The organism is Streptomyces liliiviolaceus (assembly GCF_018070025.1).
Classification (GTDB): domain Bacteria; phylum Actinomycetota; class Actinomycetes; order Streptomycetales; family Streptomycetaceae; genus Streptomyces; species Streptomyces liliiviolaceus.
In genome coordinates this window covers 498,625-515,309 of sequence record NZ_JAGPYQ010000002.1, presented here as the reverse complement: position 1 = coordinate 515,309, position 16,685 = coordinate 498,625, and the positions used below count along the sequence as shown (strand labels likewise).

The 16,685-nt window shown below is 73.0% G+C and carries 9 protein-coding genes; 8 read left to right on the top strand and 1 reads right to left on the bottom strand.

Going from position 1 to position 16,685, the window contains the following annotated elements; genetic code table 11:
* Nucleotides 1-280: 280 nt before the first annotated feature.
* Nucleotides 281-1,909, bottom strand: coding sequence for a DUF885 domain-containing protein (locus J8N05_RS37620; RefSeq protein WP_210891199.1), 1,629 nt, complete (start codon nt 1,907-1,909; stop codon nt 281-283).
* Nucleotides 1,910-2,313: 404 nt separating this feature from the next.
* On the opposite strand from J8N05_RS37620, the gene J8N05_RS37615 reads away from it, so the two are divergent.
* From J8N05_RS37615 to J8N05_RS37580, 8 genes are all read left to right on the top strand, one after another.
* Complete coding sequence (locus J8N05_RS37615; RefSeq protein WP_210891197.1) at nt 2,314-3,108, top strand: class II aldolase/adducin family protein; 795 nt, start codon at nt 2,314-2,316, stop codon at nt 3,106-3,108.
* A gap of 39 nt (nt 3,109-3,147) precedes the next feature.
* Nucleotides 3,148-4,167: a ketoacyl-ACP synthase III family protein gene (locus tag J8N05_RS37610; RefSeq protein ID WP_210891195.1), complete on the top strand. Its 1,020-nt coding sequence runs from the start codon at nt 3,148-3,150 to the stop codon at nt 4,165-4,167.
* A 357-nt stretch (nt 4,168-4,524) separates the two neighbouring features.
* Entirely contained in the window at nt 4,525-5,967 is a 1,443-nt protein-coding gene (locus J8N05_RS37605) for a 3-phosphoshikimate 1-carboxyvinyltransferase (protein ID WP_210891193.1), read from the top strand.
* Complete coding sequence (locus J8N05_RS37600) at nt 5,967-7,388, top strand: aspartate aminotransferase family protein (protein WP_210891191.1); 1,422 nt, start codon at nt 5,967-5,969, stop codon at nt 7,386-7,388. The genes J8N05_RS37605 and J8N05_RS37600 overlap by 1 nt, the downstream gene beginning before the upstream one ends.
* Complete coding sequence (locus J8N05_RS37595) at nt 7,385-8,710, top strand: Coenzyme F420 hydrogenase/dehydrogenase, beta subunit C-terminal domain (RefSeq protein ID WP_210891189.1); 1,326 nt, start codon at nt 7,385-7,387, stop codon at nt 8,708-8,710. Before J8N05_RS37600 ends, J8N05_RS37595 begins: the two co-directional genes overlap by 4 nt.
* Nucleotides 8,707-9,759: a zinc-dependent alcohol dehydrogenase gene (locus J8N05_RS37590; RefSeq protein WP_210891188.1), complete on the top strand. Its 1,053-nt coding sequence runs from the start codon at nt 8,707-8,709 to the stop codon at nt 9,757-9,759. The genes J8N05_RS37595 and J8N05_RS37590 overlap by 4 nt, the downstream gene beginning before the upstream one ends.
* Nucleotides 9,756-11,834, top strand: coding sequence for a non-ribosomal peptide synthetase (locus J8N05_RS37585; RefSeq protein WP_210891186.1), 2,079 nt, complete (start codon nt 9,756-9,758; stop codon nt 11,832-11,834). Before J8N05_RS37590 ends, J8N05_RS37585 begins: the two co-directional genes overlap by 4 nt.
* Nucleotides 11,827-16,683, top strand: a complete 4,857-nt coding sequence (locus J8N05_RS37580; RefSeq protein WP_210891184.1) for a type I polyketide synthase — start codon at nt 11,827-11,829, stop codon at nt 16,681-16,683. Before J8N05_RS37585 ends, J8N05_RS37580 begins: the two co-directional genes overlap by 8 nt.
* The last annotated feature ends 2 nt before the right edge of the window (nt 16,684-16,685 follow it).

Sequence of the window (16,685 nt, the reverse complement as noted above, 5' to 3'; positions counted from 1 at the left end):
GCCGGTGAAGCGGCGGTTGCGCGCCTGAAGGGATCTTAAGAGTCCTGAAGAGACCTGCGGAGAACAGATATGAGCGGGTGGCAGTGTCTCCCGTTATTCGACACCGGGTCGGCGCCGGATTGGTGGAGCCGCGGATTTTCTCTCCGGAACGGGGCCGCAATACAGTTCCGCGAGAAATGCATATGCTGCCCCTTTCGTGGATCGACCGCATGGCCTGCGCGATGTTCGGATACTCCGCCGCTGTCCTGCGTGGGCGAGGAGCCTCAAACGGAATGGTCGTTCACAGGGCCGCCAGACTTTCGCGCAGCGTGTCCAGACCCATGGCGCCCAGCCCCAGCGCGCGCGTGTGGAACGCCCTGGCGTCGAACCCCGCACCGTGGCGGCGGCGGGCCTCGTCGCGGGCGGCGCGCCACACCCGCTCGCCGAGCTTGTACGAGGGGGCCTGGCCCGGCCAGCCCAGGTAACGGTCGATCTCCTCGTCCACACCGCCCGGATCGATGAGCGTGCGGGTCAGCAGGAAGTCCCGGCCCAGCTCGGGCGTCCAGCGTTCCCCCTCGTGGAAGCCGACGCCGGCCGGAACGGGCAGTTCGAGGTGCATGCCGGTGTCGATGACCACCCGTGCCGCGCGGAACAGTTGCGCGTCCAGCATGCCCATGAGGGCGGCGTCGTCCTTGAGGTGGCCCAGTTCCCTCATCAGCCGCTCCGCGTACAGGGCCCAGCCCTCGCTGTGGGCCGAGACATGGCACAGCAGGCGCTGGAAACGGTTGAGCCGGCCGGCCTGGAGCACGGCGGTGCCGACCTGCAGGTGATGGCCGGGGACGCCCTCGTGATACACGGTGGTGACCTTGCGCCAGGTCGGGTGGTGGGTCCGGCCCGCGGGCAGCGACCACCACACCCGGCCCGGCCGGGAGAGGTCGTCCGAGGGGCCGGTGTAGTACGTGCCGCCGCCCGCCGGCGCGATCCGGCACTCCAGTGTCGCCAGCGGCGCGGGGATGTCGAAACGCGACCCGCGCAGCTCTGCCGACGCCGTGTCGCAGAGATCCTGTGCCCAGCGCCGGAAGGCCTCCGCCCCTTCCACCCGGTAGGCCGGATCCGCATTCAGCGCGGCGGCCGCCCCGCGCGGTCCGGCGCCTGGCGCGATCCGGTCGGCCACCTGCCGCAGTTCGGCCTCGATGGCGAGGAACTCCTGCCAGCCCCAGGCGTGGACCTCGACCGGGTCCAGGGCGGCACCGGTGAAGTAGCGGAGCCACAGCCGGTAGGTGTCGGCGCCGACGGCGTCCCGGACCGGCGCGGCCGGGGCCAGTTCGTCGCGCAGGAAGCGGCCCAGTGCGGAGTAGGCCTCGGAGGCCGCCCGCGCGCCCGCGTCCAGGTCGGCGCGGAGCGCGGCCGGCACGTCGGCGTCGGCGGTCAGTGCGGGGAAGTACCCCGCAGCCCAGCTGTCGCACTGCTCGGCACACCCCGTGACCTGGCGCAGTGCCGCCACCGTGCCGTGGGAGGCGGCGTGTCGCAGGCCTTCCTGAAGGCCTGTCACGGCCTGCGGTAATCGGGCCAGCCGGGACGCGATGACCGCCCAGTCGGCCGGGGTGCGGGTGGGCATGAGGTCGAAGACCGAGCGCAGGAGCTGCATCGGGCTCTCGATGACGTTGAGCGCGGCGCCGTCGAGCCCGGCCTCGTGGATCTCCCTCTCCATGCCCACGCGTTCGGTGAAGACCGTCCGGGCGGTGGCCTCGGTGGCGTCCCGCGGCCGGGCGGCCGCCACGGCGCGCAGCGCCGCGGCGTTCAGGCCGGCGCGGGCCCGGTGGCCCTCGGGCGAGTAGTCGGTGAGCCGGCTCTCCTGGCCGGGGATGCCCCGGACGGTGGCGGCGACCGGGTCCAGGTCCGCGTGGCGGGTGACGTAGTCGTCGCACAAGGAGTGAACAGAGTCAGTAACCGCAGCGTGCATATGCCGACTGTAAGAAGCAGGCGGCAGAATCAGCCACCACTTTCAGGACCGTCAACTGATCATCTATGAAGGTATATCGCATCTTTCTGGACAAAAGCTGACAAAACTAATGTTGAAATTTCATCGAGGAGTCTGTGGTTCCACGCCACGGGTGATATCTCGTGGTGGTTTTGTCCGAGCTGAGGAAATCATTCCGGCGGCGCGATCCGGCCATTGTTCGGAATGATATTGGGGCGATCGCAAAATTGCTCTTTGCAAGAACGGGATTGACACGGCTCGGCAACTCTGGGGTAGCCTCCAATGCGATCTAGGTGATGCCTGGTATACGCGTTAATCGGCTCAGTCAAAATCCACGGGGGTGGAGTCGACGCATGAGTCTTCATGATCTCAAGCCAATACCGAAAGATCAGTTGTTCTTTCGTTGGCCGCGGTCCTACGAGGACGTGAAGGAAGAGCGGAAGCACCGTCAGGAGAGCCTTCTGGTGGCATTCCGACTCTTCGGCAGGTTCGGATTCGAAGAAGGAACCGCAGGGCACATCACCGCCCGCGATCCTGAGCACACGGACTTTTTCTGGGCCAACCCCTACGGGGTCTCGTTCCAGCACATCCGCAGGGACGACCTGGTCCTCGTCGACGGCCAGGGCGCGGTGGTCGAGGGCCGGTACTACGTCAACGAGTCGGCGTTCGCCATCCACTCGCGGATCCACGGCGCCCGCCCCGAGATCGTGTCCGCCGCGCACAGCCACTCCCTCCACGGCAGGGCGCTGTCCTCCATGGGCGCGCTGCTGGAGCCGCTGACCCAGGACGCCTGCGCCTTCTACGAGGACCACGGCCTCTACGACGACTACAACGGCGTGGTGACCGACCTGGAGGAGGGCAAGCGCATCGCCGCCGTCCTCGGTGGCCACAAGGCCGTGATCCTGCGCAACCACGGGCTGCTCACCGTCGGGCGCTCCGTCGAGGCCGCGGCCTGGTGGTTCATCACGATGGAGCGTTCCTGCCAGGCGCAGCTGCTGGCCAAGGCCGCCGGCCCGGTGGTCCCCATCGACCACGGGACCGCCCGCGCGGCACGGGACCAGCTCGGCAACGACGACATGGGCTGGATCAACTTCCAGCCGCTGCGCGACCAGGTCCTGCGCGAGGAGCCCGACCTGTTCGACCAGTGACGACCGGTATCTATGACGACCAACGGGGGGTCGTGAACAGTGGACGACGTCTACCTCTCCGGGATCGGCGGCTACGTGCCCGCCGACCGGGCCACGGTGACGGAAGCGGTCGCGGACGGCCGCTACGAACAGGTCTGGAACCGCAAGGACCGCATAGAGACAGTGGCCGTGGAGGCGCTGCTCTCACCGGCCGAGATGGCTGTCAGAGCGGGCCGGCAGGCACTGCTGCGCTCGGGGCACGGCCCGCAGGACGTCGGCCTCCTGCTGCACGCCACCGCGTACCGCCAGGGCCCGGAGGCATGGGCCGCGGCGTCGTACGTGGAGCGGTACGCCGTCGGGGTCGGCGCCCCGGCGCTGGAGATCCGACAGGGCTGCAACGGCGGCCTGTTCGCGCTCGACCTGGCCAGGAACCACATGGGGCGGCACGCGGACTCGGCCGTGCTGATCACCTGCGCGGACCGGTTCGACGGCGAGTTCGACCGATGGCGGACGAACAAGGGCATGGTCTTCGGTGATGGTGCGTCGGCCGTCGTGATGTCCCGCCGCCGGGGCGCCGCCCGTGTCCTGAGCGTCGCGACACGGGCCGACTCCGAGCTGGAACAGATGCACCGGGGCGACGTGCCACTGGTGTCGGCGACACTGCGGCGCGGCCCGCTGGACGCCGGGCCGGGCAAGAAGGCCTTCCTGCGCACCACTTCGTCGTCCGAGGTGCAGCGCCGCTTCGAGGCCCAGGTCGTCGGCGCGGTGGACCACGCGCTGTCCGAGGCGGGCACCAAGCTGGACGCCATCGCCCAGGTGATGGTGTCGAACCTGGGGCACGAGATGCTCAACCGGGTCTTCCTCGAACCGCTGGGGCTGCCGGTGGAACGCACCGCCTGGCGATGGGGCAGGCGCATCGGCCACCTCGCCAACAGCGACCAGTTCCTGGCACTCGAACACCAGCTGCGTACCGGTGTGCTGCACGAGGGCGACCTCGTCCTGCTGGTCGGCATGGGCGTCGGGTTCGTCTGGACCGCCACGGTGCTGGAGATCGGCGAACCGCCCGTCTGGACGCACTGACCGAGCGACGCCGACCGGCCGACCGGCGGCCGACAGGCCGGCTGGCCGCCGCACGGGTGCGGCACGAGCTGCGGCCACTGCCTCGGCCGCTGCGCGCGCACCGCACGGACATCGCGCACTAGATCTCCGCGCACTCGATGTCCGCGCACTCGATCTCCGTGCACTGGAACACAGCGCGCATGCACCCGGCGCACCGGAACACCGCACACCGCACACCGCGCGCAGGAAACCTCGTACATCAATCCCCTTATACGTGCAGCGGCTTCGCGCCGCCGGGCGGCCGCGTACCGAGCGGTGCCGCCCCGTCCGTCTCGATTCCGGCGGCCGATCTTGTCCGGTCGCCATGGGAGTGTGTCCGTGCTGGAAGTGAAGGGCCCCGACAGGCCCGCGACCATCTCGCCCGACCTCGTCGTGGAGGGCGGCAGAACCCGCGCCCCGGCGTCCACCGTCGACGTACCGGGGGACAAGTCGGTCAGCCACCGCGCCCTGCTGGCCGCCCTGCTGCCCGGCGCGCCGCGCCGCCTCACGATCCGCAACGCCAACCTGGGCGGCGCGGTCCGCGCGCTGTTCCCGGCCCTGCGGGCGCTCGGCCTGGACACCCTCGTCGAGGGCGACGTCCTCACCGTGCGCCACGCCGATCCCGTGCCTCAACCGATTCGCCCCCATCACGGGATCCCGCACTGGCCGGACGGCATCACGTCGTGGCCGGACGGCGTCCCCTATCTGGAGACCGCCGGCTCCAGCGCGGCGGCCCGGCTGCTGATCGGGGTGCTCGCGGGCACCGGACGGGGTGCCGTCGTGGACGGGGATGACGTGCTGCGGCACCGCCCCATGGACTGGATCGTCACCCCCCTCAACGAACTGGGCGCGGACATCCGCTACCTGGGCGATCCCGGTCGACTGCCGGTGATCGTGGGCGGCCGGGTGCACCGCTCCCGGCGGGTGGAGCTGGCCGTCGGCAGCGCCCAGGCCCGTTCGGCGGTCCTGCTCGGCGCGGTCGCGGCCGGCGTACCGGCCGAACTGCGCCACCCCGTGCGCTCACGGGACCACACGGAGCGGATGCTCGCCGCCTTCGGTGCCCGGCTGACCGAGGGCCCGGGCGCGGTCGGCTACGACGGCGGCCCCTGCTCCGTGCCGCCGGTCGTCGACGTGCCCGGCGACCCGTCGCTGGCGGCCTATCCCGTCGCCGCGCACCTGCTGTGGGGTGACGGCGGAGAACTGCGGATCCCGGGAGTCTGCCTGAATCCGACCAGGACCGGCTTCTTCGACGTCCTGCGCCGCGCCGGGGCTGCCATCGACTACCAGGACCTGCGCACCACCTCCGGCGGCGAACCCGTCGGCACGGTCGTCACCAGGGCCGGTCTGGACGGCGTCCGGGCGGTGACGGCCGACGACCCCGGGACACTGCACGCCCTGATCGACGAGGTGCCGCTGCTCGCCGTGGTCGCGGCCCGGCTGCCCGGCACGTCGAGGATCGGCTGCGCCGGAGAACTGCGGTTCAAGGAGACGGACCGGCTCGTCACCACCGCGCGGATGGCCGCCGCCTTCGGCGCCCGCGTCTGCGTCGAGCCGGACGCCCTGACGGTGCACGGGGCACGGGCGGGCGGCCCCGCCGCGCTGTCCGCCGGGACCGTCCCCGGTTTCGAGGACCACCGCATCGCCATGGCCGCGGCCACCCTCGCCGCCACTCTGCCCGGGCGCACCACGATCACCGGCGGCGCCTGCCACACCACGTCCTTCCCCGGCTTCACCGCCGTCCTGCGGGCGGTCGGCGCCGCGATCCACGAGGTCACCCTGTGATGAACACCAACCGATTACGCACGGCGTACGAGGCCCGCTCGACCGGTACCACGGCGGGCCCCGCGTTCAGCTCCGGCCACGGTCCCTGGCTGCGTACCGACGACGGCACCGTCTGGTTCGACGGCACCTCCGGCAGCGGGGCGGCCACCCTGGGCCACCAGCATCCGGCGGTCGTCGAGGCCGCCGCCGCCCAGTTGACCCGGCTCGTCCACACCGGCTGCAAGCTGAACTCCGATCCGCGCGTCCGGATGGTCCGTCGGCTGGGCGCGCTGTCCCCGTACCGGGAGCCCGCGGTGCTGCCCACCGTGACCGGCGCGGAAGCCGTCGAGGCCGCACTGAAAGTGGCCCGCGCGGCGACGGGACACCGGTCCGTCGTCAGCTTCCGCCACGCGTATCACGGCAAGACCGCGGGGGCCCTTGCACTGACCTGGCGACCCGAGTTCAAGGAGTTCAGCGCCGGGCCGCACGGCTCGGTCTTCACCGCCGCGCTGCCCGATCCGCGGCGGCCGTACGCGGACGGTTCGCGCCCGTACGAGAGCGGTCCGCGTCCGTACGAGGACGGTCCGCGTCCGTACGAGGACGGTCCGCGTCCTTACGAGGATGGGGCAGCGGGCTTCCTGTCGGACCTGGCCGCCGTACTGGACGAAGCCGAACGCCACGGGGGAGTGGCCGCCGTCGTCCTGGAGCCGATCCAGGTCACCGAGGGGATGCTGACCGTCGCGCCGGAACTGCTGGACCGGATCGCCCGGGCCGCGCACGACCGGGGCGCCCTGCTGGTGCTGGACGAGATCTACACCGGACTCGGCCGCGCCGGACGGATGTTCACGGCCGAACTCATGGCGGAGACACCCGACCTGACCCTGGTCGGCAAGACACTGGGCAACGGCTTCCCGATCAGCGCCGTACTGGGAGAACGGCGGGTCATGGACGCGCTGCCCCCAGGGGTACAGACGTCGACCTACTCCGGCAGCCCGCTGTGCTGTGCCGCCGCCTCGGCGGTCCTCGACACCCTGGTCACCCAGGACGTGCCGGCCAGGGCCCGGTCCCTGGGGCGACGGCTCGACGACCGGCTGGGCAAACTGGCCGCCGACCACCCGTGGATGGCCTCCGTGCGCACCGCCGGGGCCCTGGGGGCCTTCGACTGCACACGGCACGGCCGACCCGACCCGGCGCGCGCCAAGGCCGTCGTCCAGGCCGCGTCACGGGCCCGGCTGCTGCTGTTCGGCGGGGGACCGGAGGGCGCCACCGTGAAGATCGTCCCTCCGGCCCTGCTGACGGAGGACGAACTCGGGTTCCTCCTCCAGGGCCTCGCTGCCGCGGTCTTCGACGCCGACGCCGACGCCGACGCCGATGCCGATGCCGATGCGGATGTCGATGCCGGTGAAGGCGGAGCCGGTCGGGCGGGAGGAGTCCTGCGATGACCTTCCAGCAACTCTCCGAAGCGGTTCTGCGGAACGACCTGTGCACCGTGTGCGGAGCCTGCCAACTCGCCTGCCCGGCAGGTGTGGTGGGTTTCTCGGGCCTTGATCCGGTGCTCACCGAACCCTCGTGGACCGAGACCGACTGCGGCGAGTGCCGGGACTGCCTGGACGTCTGCCCTGGCGCCGACCCGGGCACCCCGGCCGCCGAGACGAGGCTGTTCGGCCGGACCCGCACTCCGCGGGAGAGGTGGACCGGCATCTTCTCCGAGGTCCTCGCCGGCCACGCGCTCGACCCCGTCGTCTTCGAGGCGTCCGCGAGCGGCGGCAGCCTCACCGCACTCCTCCAGACCGCCCTCGCGGTGCTCGGCACGGACGTCGTGCTGACGATGGGCCGGGACCCGGAGCAGCCCTGGCGGGCCGCCCCCGCCCTGGTCCGGGAGCCGCACCTGCTGGCGGAGACCGCGCAGTCCACGTACCAGCTCGCCCCCTATCTGGGCGCGCTCCGGGACGTGATGCTCACCGAACCCGACGCGGACGTGGCGGTGGTCGGCGTCGCCTGTCACATCCAGGCGCTGCGCAAGCTGCAGGCCATGGACACCGCGGCAGGGCGCTGGGCCCGCGACCATGTCGTGCTCGCGGTCGAACCCGCCTGCTCGTCCAGTACCCGGCCCGAGGGCACCCGGGCCGTGATCGAGGAACGCGCGCTGATCCCGGTCGACTCCGTGGTGCGGCTCCGCTACCGCGAGGGCGACTACCCCGGCGAGATCGCGATCGGCACCCGCGACGGCGGCGACCACCGGGTGGCGTTCTGGAAGGCGGTGCGGGACTTCGCGAAGAACAAGACGTACCGCTGTCTGTCCTGCGGGGACTGGCTGTCGGGTCTGGCCGACGTCAGCGTCAGCGACGGCGATCCCAACATCTTCGCCGCGAGTGTGGACGGGGCGCGCGAGCTGAAGCACGGCCGGGTGTTCGTCCGTACCGGGGCCGGTGCCGCCGCGGTCGAGGCGGCCCGGGACCACGGCTTCTTCACGGGCAGTCCCACGGACCTGTCCGGGCTGAACCTCGGCCTGGAGCGCAAACGCAACCGCCGCGCCTCGTACGAGCGGTCCGGCAGGCCCGTACCGCACGGCCCGATCCCCGGTCACCGGGAGGAGTTGGAGATCGTCCCGGACGAGCGGTGGATCGCCGTACCCGGCGAGGACCCGCCGACGGGCCCGTCGACGGACCGGTCGGCGGACCCGTCGGCCGGCGGGCAGTCCGGGCGGCCCGCGGAGGAGCTGACGGAGCGGCTGACCGTCGCCGACCGAGGGAGCAGCCGATGACCCCCGCCGTCGACACCCGCGTGGTCCTGTCGCGACGACTGCTGGCCGGCCGCGGCGCGCTGCCCGAACCGGTCGAGGTCGGCGTCGGACCGGTCGGCATCGGCGAGTTGCGTATCCGCGCGGCATACAGCCTGATCAGCCCCGGCACCGAACTGCACTATCTGGAACGGCTGATGGGCACCGGCGAGACCTTCCCGCTGGGCTACTGCTCGGCGGGCACGGTGGAAGCGGTCGGCCCCGGCGTGCGGGGCTTCACGGTGGGCGACCGGGTGACCGCGATGGGCTGGGGCGAGGCCACCCACGGCGACGTGGTCGTCGTGCCCTACCGGCTGTGCCGGCCGGTGCCCGACTCCGTGCACCTGGCCGACGCGGTCGTGGCCAACCTGGCCGCCACCGCCGTGCACGCCGTCGACCGCGCCGAACTGCGGCCCGGGGACGAGGTCGCGGTCGTCGGCGCGGGCATGGTCGGACTGCTGATCGCCCAGACCGCCGCTGCCGCCGGGCACCGGGTCACCGTCACCGACCTGCACCCGGGCCGGCTGCGCACGGCCGGGGCTCTGGGCGTGCCGGTGTGGGAAGCGCCCTTCCCGCCCGGCCCGCCGGCTCCGCCCGGCAGCTCCCGCTGCGTCTTCCTCTGCGGTACGGGGGAGGCGAGCGGCACGCTGGCCGAGGCGGCCCGGTGGGCGACCCGCGCCCCCGTCCGGCCACGGGTGGTCGGCGTGGGACGGTTCGCCGCGCGGGTCGAGTTCAGCGTCGACCTGGGCAATCTGGACCTGCGCTACGCGGCCCGCTGCGGAGCGGGTTACCGCGATTACGCCTACGCCCGCGGCTACACCGACGTCACCCCGCCCCAGGGCCAGGCGACCGTCACCGAGAACCTGCAACGGGCCCTGGACCTGATCGCCGGCGGGGCCATCCGCCCGGACCGGATGGGTCTTCCCCGGCTGCCGCTGGAGCAGGCCGCCGACGCGTACGCCGAACTGCGAGGACGCCCCGCCCACCCGGCGGTGGTCTTCGCCTACGAACCGGCCGAGGAGAGCCGCACATGACCGACACCGTTCCGGTATCCGCCGTGGACACCGGCCACCGCCCGTTCCCGGACGCCGACCGGGCGGGCACCCTGATCCACCGCTTCCTGCGGACCGCCGACGCGTTCCCCCACCGGGAGGCCGTCGTCACTCCGGACGTCCGCTGGACGTACCGGCGGACCGCGGAGCTGTCCGCCCGGGTGTGCGGCGCGCTGTCCGACGCCGGTCTGCGCCCGGGGGACCGGGTCGGCCTGCTCTTCTCGCACGGCGCCGAGATGGTCGGAGCCCTCCTCGGCGCGCTGCGCGCCGGGCTGTCCTACGTCCCGCTGGACGCCGCGTATCCGCCACCGCGACTGGCCGGCATGGCGGCCGACGCGGGCATCCGTACGCTCGTCGCGGGCCCCGGGCACATGGGGGCGGCCCGGTCGATCGCCGACGGGCGGGCCTGCCAGGTACTCGCGTACGAGGAACTGGCCCGGTACGAGGACGTGTCGGACGAGCCGGTACCGGACGAGCCGGTACCGGATGGACCTGTGCCGGTCGACCCCCTCCCCGGGGCGAGTTCCGTGCGCCCGGAGTCGGAGGCGTACGTCCTCTTCACCTCGGGCTCCACCGGCCGCCCCAAGCCCGTCACGCAGACGCACCGCAACGTGCTGCACCACATCCGCGTCTGGACCGACGGGCTGGCGGTTGGCCCGCGCGACCGGCTCACCCTGCAGTCCGCGTACAGCTGGGACTCGGCGGTCCAGGACACCTTCGCCGCGCTCCTGAACGGGGCCGCGCTGTACCCGGTGGACCTCAAGGCGCTCGGTGTCACCGGCCTGTTGGAGTGGCTGGCCGACGAACGGATCACCGTGTACCACTCCACGCTGCCGGTCTTCCGGGCCCTGGCGCGTGCCATGGAGACCCGAGGAGTGCGGTTGCCCGCGATGCGCATGCTCGCCCTCGGCGGCGACACCCTCCACCTCGCCGACCTCGACACCTGCCGGCGCCGCTTCGAGCCGCACTGCCGGGTGGCCGGGGCCTACGGTTCCACGGAGTGCTCCTGCGCCCTGCTGCGCGTCGCCGACCTCGGCTACCGGCCGCCCACCGGTGTGTTCCCGCTGGGCCGGGCCGTGCCCGACACGGAGGTCCGGCTGCTCGACGACGACGGCCGCACGGTCGACGGGCCGGGCGAGGGCGAGATCGTCGTGGTCAGCGACCACCTCGCGCCGGGCGCGGCCCCGGACGGCAGGACGTACCGTACGGGCGATCTGGCCAGGCGGCTGGACGACGGGACGCTGCTGCTCGTCGGGCGCCGGGGGACGCAGGTCAAGGTCTCCGGGATCCGGGTGGAGACCGGCGAGGTGGAGGCCGCCCTCAAACAGTTCGCGCAGGTGCGCGAGGCGGTGGTGGCCCCGTACACCGACGGCATGGGCGAGCGTCAACTCGCCGCCTACGTGGTGTTCGAGGCCGGTACGGCGCACGAACCCGCCGCGCTCCGGACCGAGTTGCGCCGCACGCTGCCCGATCATGCCGTGCCCACCGCCTATGTGTCCCTGCGTGAACTGCCGTTGACGGCCAATCACAAGATCGACCGCGCGGCCCTGCCCGATCCGCTCACCGCCACCGGGCCTTCGCACGCCCGGCCCGCACCGGCGGCGCACGGGCCGGTGGAGGCAGCCGTCGTCGAGGCCTGGCGGGACGTACTCGGTGTCCCGGCGCCCGGCCCGGAGGAGAACTTCTTCGATCTGGGCGGCACCTCCCTGCGGATGGCGGCCGTCCATGAACGCCTCACCCGCTCCCTCGCCCCGGCCCTGCGCATGACCGATCTCTACCGGGCCCCGACCATCCGCGCCTTGTCCGCCCTGGTCACCCGGCTGACGGCGGAACGCACCGGGCCGCCGACCGGCGACGCCGCCCAGGGGGCCGCCCGCGGCCTGCGCCGCCGGACCGCCCGCACACCACGCCGGGCGGCGGCCCGAACCGCAGCCGCCCACTCCGAACCCGTCCGCCGACCCGCCGCCCACTCCGAACCCACCTCCCAACCCACCACTCACCCCACTCCGCCCGTCGGCGATCAGCGCCGCACCGCCCCAGGAGGCACGCATGGCTGAGCTTCAGGACGCCCCCTTCCCGGCCGGACGCATCGCCGTCGTCGGCATGGACTGCCGGCTGCCGGGCGCCCGCACCCCTCAGGACTACTGGCAGAACCTGCTCGCGGGCACCGAGCACATCACCGACCTCGACGAGGAGCGGCTGACGGCCGCAGGGGTCTCCGGACAGACCCTCGCCGACACACGCCATGTGCGCCGGGCCGCGGTCGTCGAGGACGCCGACCGGTTCGACGCGTCCTTCTTCTTCCTCAGCTCCCGCGAGGCCGAGCGGATGGACCCGCAACTGCGGCTGTTCCTGCAGACCGCCTGGGCCGCCATGGAACACAGCGGCCACGACTCAGAGGTCTACCCGGGCCGCGTCGGCGTCTTCGCGGGGTCGCTGCACAGCACGTACCTGCTGAACAACGTGCTGACCGGTGAGCGCGGCTTCAACGGCTCGCTGGAGCGCATGCAGCAGGACATGGCGACCCTGATGGGCAACGACCCCAACTACCTCACCACCCGCGCCTCGTACCACCTCAAACTGACCGGCCCCAGCTTCGCCGTGCAGACCGCCTGCTCCACCTCCCTGGTCGCCGTCCATCTCGCCGCCCAGAGCCTGTTGTCGCAGGAGTGCGACCTGGCGCTGGCCGGCGGTGTCGCCCTGCGCTTCCCGCAGGAGGCCGGTTACCTGTACGAGCCCGACGGCATCACCTCCGCCTCCGGCCGGGTCCGGCCCTTCGACGCCGGCGCGGACGGCACGGTGTTCGGCAACGGCGCCGGTGTCGTCGTCCTCAAGCGGCTGGAGGACGCGCTCGCCGACGGCGACACCGTCTGGGCCGTGCTGCTCGGCTCGGCCGTGGGCAACGACGGCAACGACCGCGCCGGGTACACCGCTCCGGGCGTCTCCGGCCAGGCCGCGGTACTCGCCGAGGCCCTCGGCGTCGCCGGCGTCGACCCCGCCACCGTCAGCTATCTGGAGGCGCACGGCACCGGTACGAGGATGGGGGACCCGATCGAACTCGCGGCGGCCCGCCAGGCGTACGGCACCGACGGGCCGCTCACCCTGGGATCGGTCAAGGCCAACATCGGGCACCTGAGCACCGCCGCCGGGGTGGCCGGTCTGATCAAGTGCGTACTGATGCTGCACCACCGCACGATCGTGCCGATGCCGCACTTCACCGCGTGGAACCCGGAGTGCGCGGCCGACGGCTCCCGCTTCCGGGTGGCCACCGCCGCCGAACCCTGGCAGGCCGACGGCGCGGCCCTGCGCTGCGCCGTCACCTCCACCGGCATGGGCGGCACCACCGCCCATGTGGTCCTGGAGGAGGCACCGCCCGCCGCCGCGGAGGCGCCGGGTGCCGCCCCGGCCCCGGCCGTGGTGCTGCTGCCGGTCTCCGCCAAGTCCCCGGCCGCGCTGGAGAAGGCACGCCTCGCGCTCGCCGACCACCTGGAGGCCACCGCACCGGGACCGGACGGCCCGGACGCGCCGGAGAACCCGCTCGGCGACATCCACCTGGACGACGCCGCGTACACCCAGGCCACCACCCGGCACACCTTCGACCACCGGGCCGTGGTCACCGCCCCGGACCGGGCGACCGCCGTCCGCGCCCTGCGCACCGGCGAACCCCGGCACGTCTACCAGGACTCCGGCCATCCCGCCCCGCGCCCGGTCACCTTCCTGCTCCCCGGCCAGGGCGCGCAGTACCCCGCCATGGGCCGGGGCTGGTACGAGCAACTGCCCGTCTACCGCGCGACCTTGGACGAGTGCGCGCACCTGCTCGAACCCACCCTGGGCTTCGACCTGCGCGACGCCCTCCACTCCGCGTCGCGCGACCGGCAGGACGAGCGGTACGACCTGAGGCGCACCCGCCTCACCCAGCCCGCGCTGTTCGCGGTGGAGTACGCGCTGGCCCGGCAGTACATGGCCTGGGGGATCGCTCCCGCCGCCCTCGTCGGGCACAGCATCGGCGAGTACGTCGCCGCCACGCTGGCCGGGGTGTTCCGACTCCCCGACGCGCTACGGGTGGTCGCCGAGCGAGGGCGGCTCATCGACGCCCTGCCCGAGGGCGTGATGGCGGCCGTCATGGCGGGCCCCGAGAAGCTGACCCCGTACCTGGGCGACGGGGTGGACCTCGCGGCCGTCAACGAGCCCACCGTGTGCACCGTCGCGGGCGGTCACGACGAAATTCGGGCGTTCACCGCCAAACTCACCGCCGACGGCATCACCCACCGCAAGGTCGCCACCTCGCACGCCTTCCACTCGGCGATGATGGAACCGGCGGTGGAACCCCTCACCCGGCTGCTGCGCGAGGTGGAACTGAGCCGCCCGCGCATCCCCTTCCTGTCCAACCTGACCGGCACCTGGATCCGCGACGAGGAAGCCACCGACCCCGCCTACTGGGGTGCCCATCTGCGCGCGCCCGTCCGGTTCGCCGACGACGTGGCCGCCGCGCTCACCCAAGGCGACCAGGTCTTCGTCGAAGTGGGGCCGGGGCACACCCTGGCCACCTTCGCCCGGCGCCACCCGGACCGGGAGACCGGCATGCCGGTGATCACCTCCGCCGCCCGCGGCAAGGACCCGGCGGCCGACCTCACCGCGCTGACCGCGGCGCTGGGCCGTCTGTGGGCGGTCGGCCTGACCCCGGACTGGCAGGGCTACTACGCCGACCGCGGACGCCGTAAGGTCCCGCTGCCCACCTATCCCTTCGAGGGCAGCCGTTACTGGGTCGAGCCCGGCACGGGTGCTCTCTCCGGGACGGGCACCTTCTCCGGGACGGGTGGCGACACCTCCGGCTCCACCGCCGTGCCCAAGCTGCCGCTGGACGAGTGGTTCACGGCGCCGGTGTGGCACCGGGCCGTCGGCACCCTCGACGCCGAACCCGCTCCGATCACCGAGCCGGTGCTGCTGTTCGCCGACACGGGCGCCGACGCGGGCGCCGACACGAGCGCCGACGCGGGAGACGGCATGGGCGCCTATTCCGGCTCCGGCTCCGGCTTCGGTTCCGGCTCCGGTTCCGGCTTCGGCGGTGTCGCCACCCGGCTGGCAGCGCAGGCACTCGCCGGTGAAGTGCTGACGGTCACCGCCGGCAGCGGCTACTCCCGCGACGGCGACGCCTTCACCGTGCGACCCGACTCCGAGGAGGACCACCACCGGCTGGTCGCCGAACTCCTCGCCGGGAACCGGCTCCCCGGGCGTGTGGTCCACGCCTGGTCCACCGCCGCGCTGTCACCGGACCGGGGCGTGGCACGCTTCGAACAGGCCCAGCGCCACGGCCTGTACAGCCTCATCGCCCTGGTGAAGGCGCTCAGCGCGCACGGCGTCACCGACCCCGTCCAGCTCGACATCGTCAGCGCCGGGGCCTACGCCGTCGGCCCCGGCGAACCCGAACCCGTGGCCGAACTGGCCACCCTGGCACTCGCCGCCCGGGTCATCGGCCAGGAGCACGGCAACATCGGCGCCCGCCACTTCGACCTGCCCGCCGACCCCGACGAACGGTCGCTGCGCACGCTGGCCGCGGAGCTCGCCGGCACCCGGCCTCCCGAGCTGGCCGTGACGCTGCGCGGCGGCGGGCGCTGGGTGGCCGACCTGCGGCCGGTGCGCGCGGACTGGTCCGCCGAGGCCACCTCGCGGCTCCGGCCCGAGGGCGTCTACCTGATCACCGGCGGCCTCGGTGAGATCGGCTCGCTCCTCGCGCACTGGCTGCACCGGGAGACCGGGGCGCGTCTGGCGTTGCTGACCCGCGACCCGCTGCCGGACCGCGCGGACTGGGACGCGTGGCTCGACAGCCACGAGCCCGACGACGAGACCGTCCTGCGGATCGGCCGCCTGCGCTCCCTCCAGGACGCCGGGGCCACCACGTTCCTGGTGCACGCCGACGTCGCCGACCCCCAGGCGCTGGGGGCGGCGGTGGAACGCGTCGAGGAACGGTACGGCGCCCTGCACGGGGTGGTGCACGCGGCGGGCCTGCCCGGCGAGCGGTGGGACCGCCCGATCACCGAGTCCGGCCTGGAGCAGTGCCGGTGGCACTTCGTTCCCAAGGCCCACGGCCAGATCGCCCTGGAGGAGGTACTGGCCGGACGGCAGGTCGACTTCGTCCTGCTGCTCTCCTCGCTGGCCGGCGTGCTCGGCGGGCTGCGCCTGCTGGCCTACGGCGCCGCCAACCACTTCATGGACGCCGCCGCCGAACGGGCCAACCGGGACCTCGACCGCACCGTCTGGATCAGCGCCGCCTGGGACGTATGGCAGCACCACCAGGACGAGAAGCGGGCCCTGTCCGCGATCGGCCGCAGCATGGACGACAAGGCGATCCAGCCCGAGGAGGGCCTGGAAGCCGTCCGCCGCCTGCTGACCCTGCGCGACGTCTCCCATGTGGCCGTGTCCACCTGGGACATCGGACACCGCCTCGACCAGTGGGTGCGGGACCCCCGGATCGGCCGACCCGCCGACGGGTCCGCGGCACCCGGCCCGGACCTGCCGGACACCGGCCCGGACGCCGCCGATCTCACCTCCCAGGTGACCCGGCTGATCGCGGAAGCGCTCGGCAGCGAGGACCTGTCGCCGGAGGCGGACATCTTCGAGCACGGCGGCGACTCGCTCCTGATCGTCCGGCTGCTGTCCGACATCCGCCGGTACTTCTCCGTCGAAGTGCCGCTGGCCGACGTCCTGTCCGAGCCGACGCCCGCGGCGCTCGCCGACGCGGTCCGGCAGCGACTGGAGGCCCGCACGGAGACCGGACCGGGGGAGGAGGCCGAGGACGCGCACGACGCGACCGAGGCGCTCGCGGCCGAACTGGCCGCGCTGGCACCGGAGTACGCCGAGCAACTCCTGTCCGACGCGCAGAGCACCGACCGGGCCAAGGAGGCCTGACA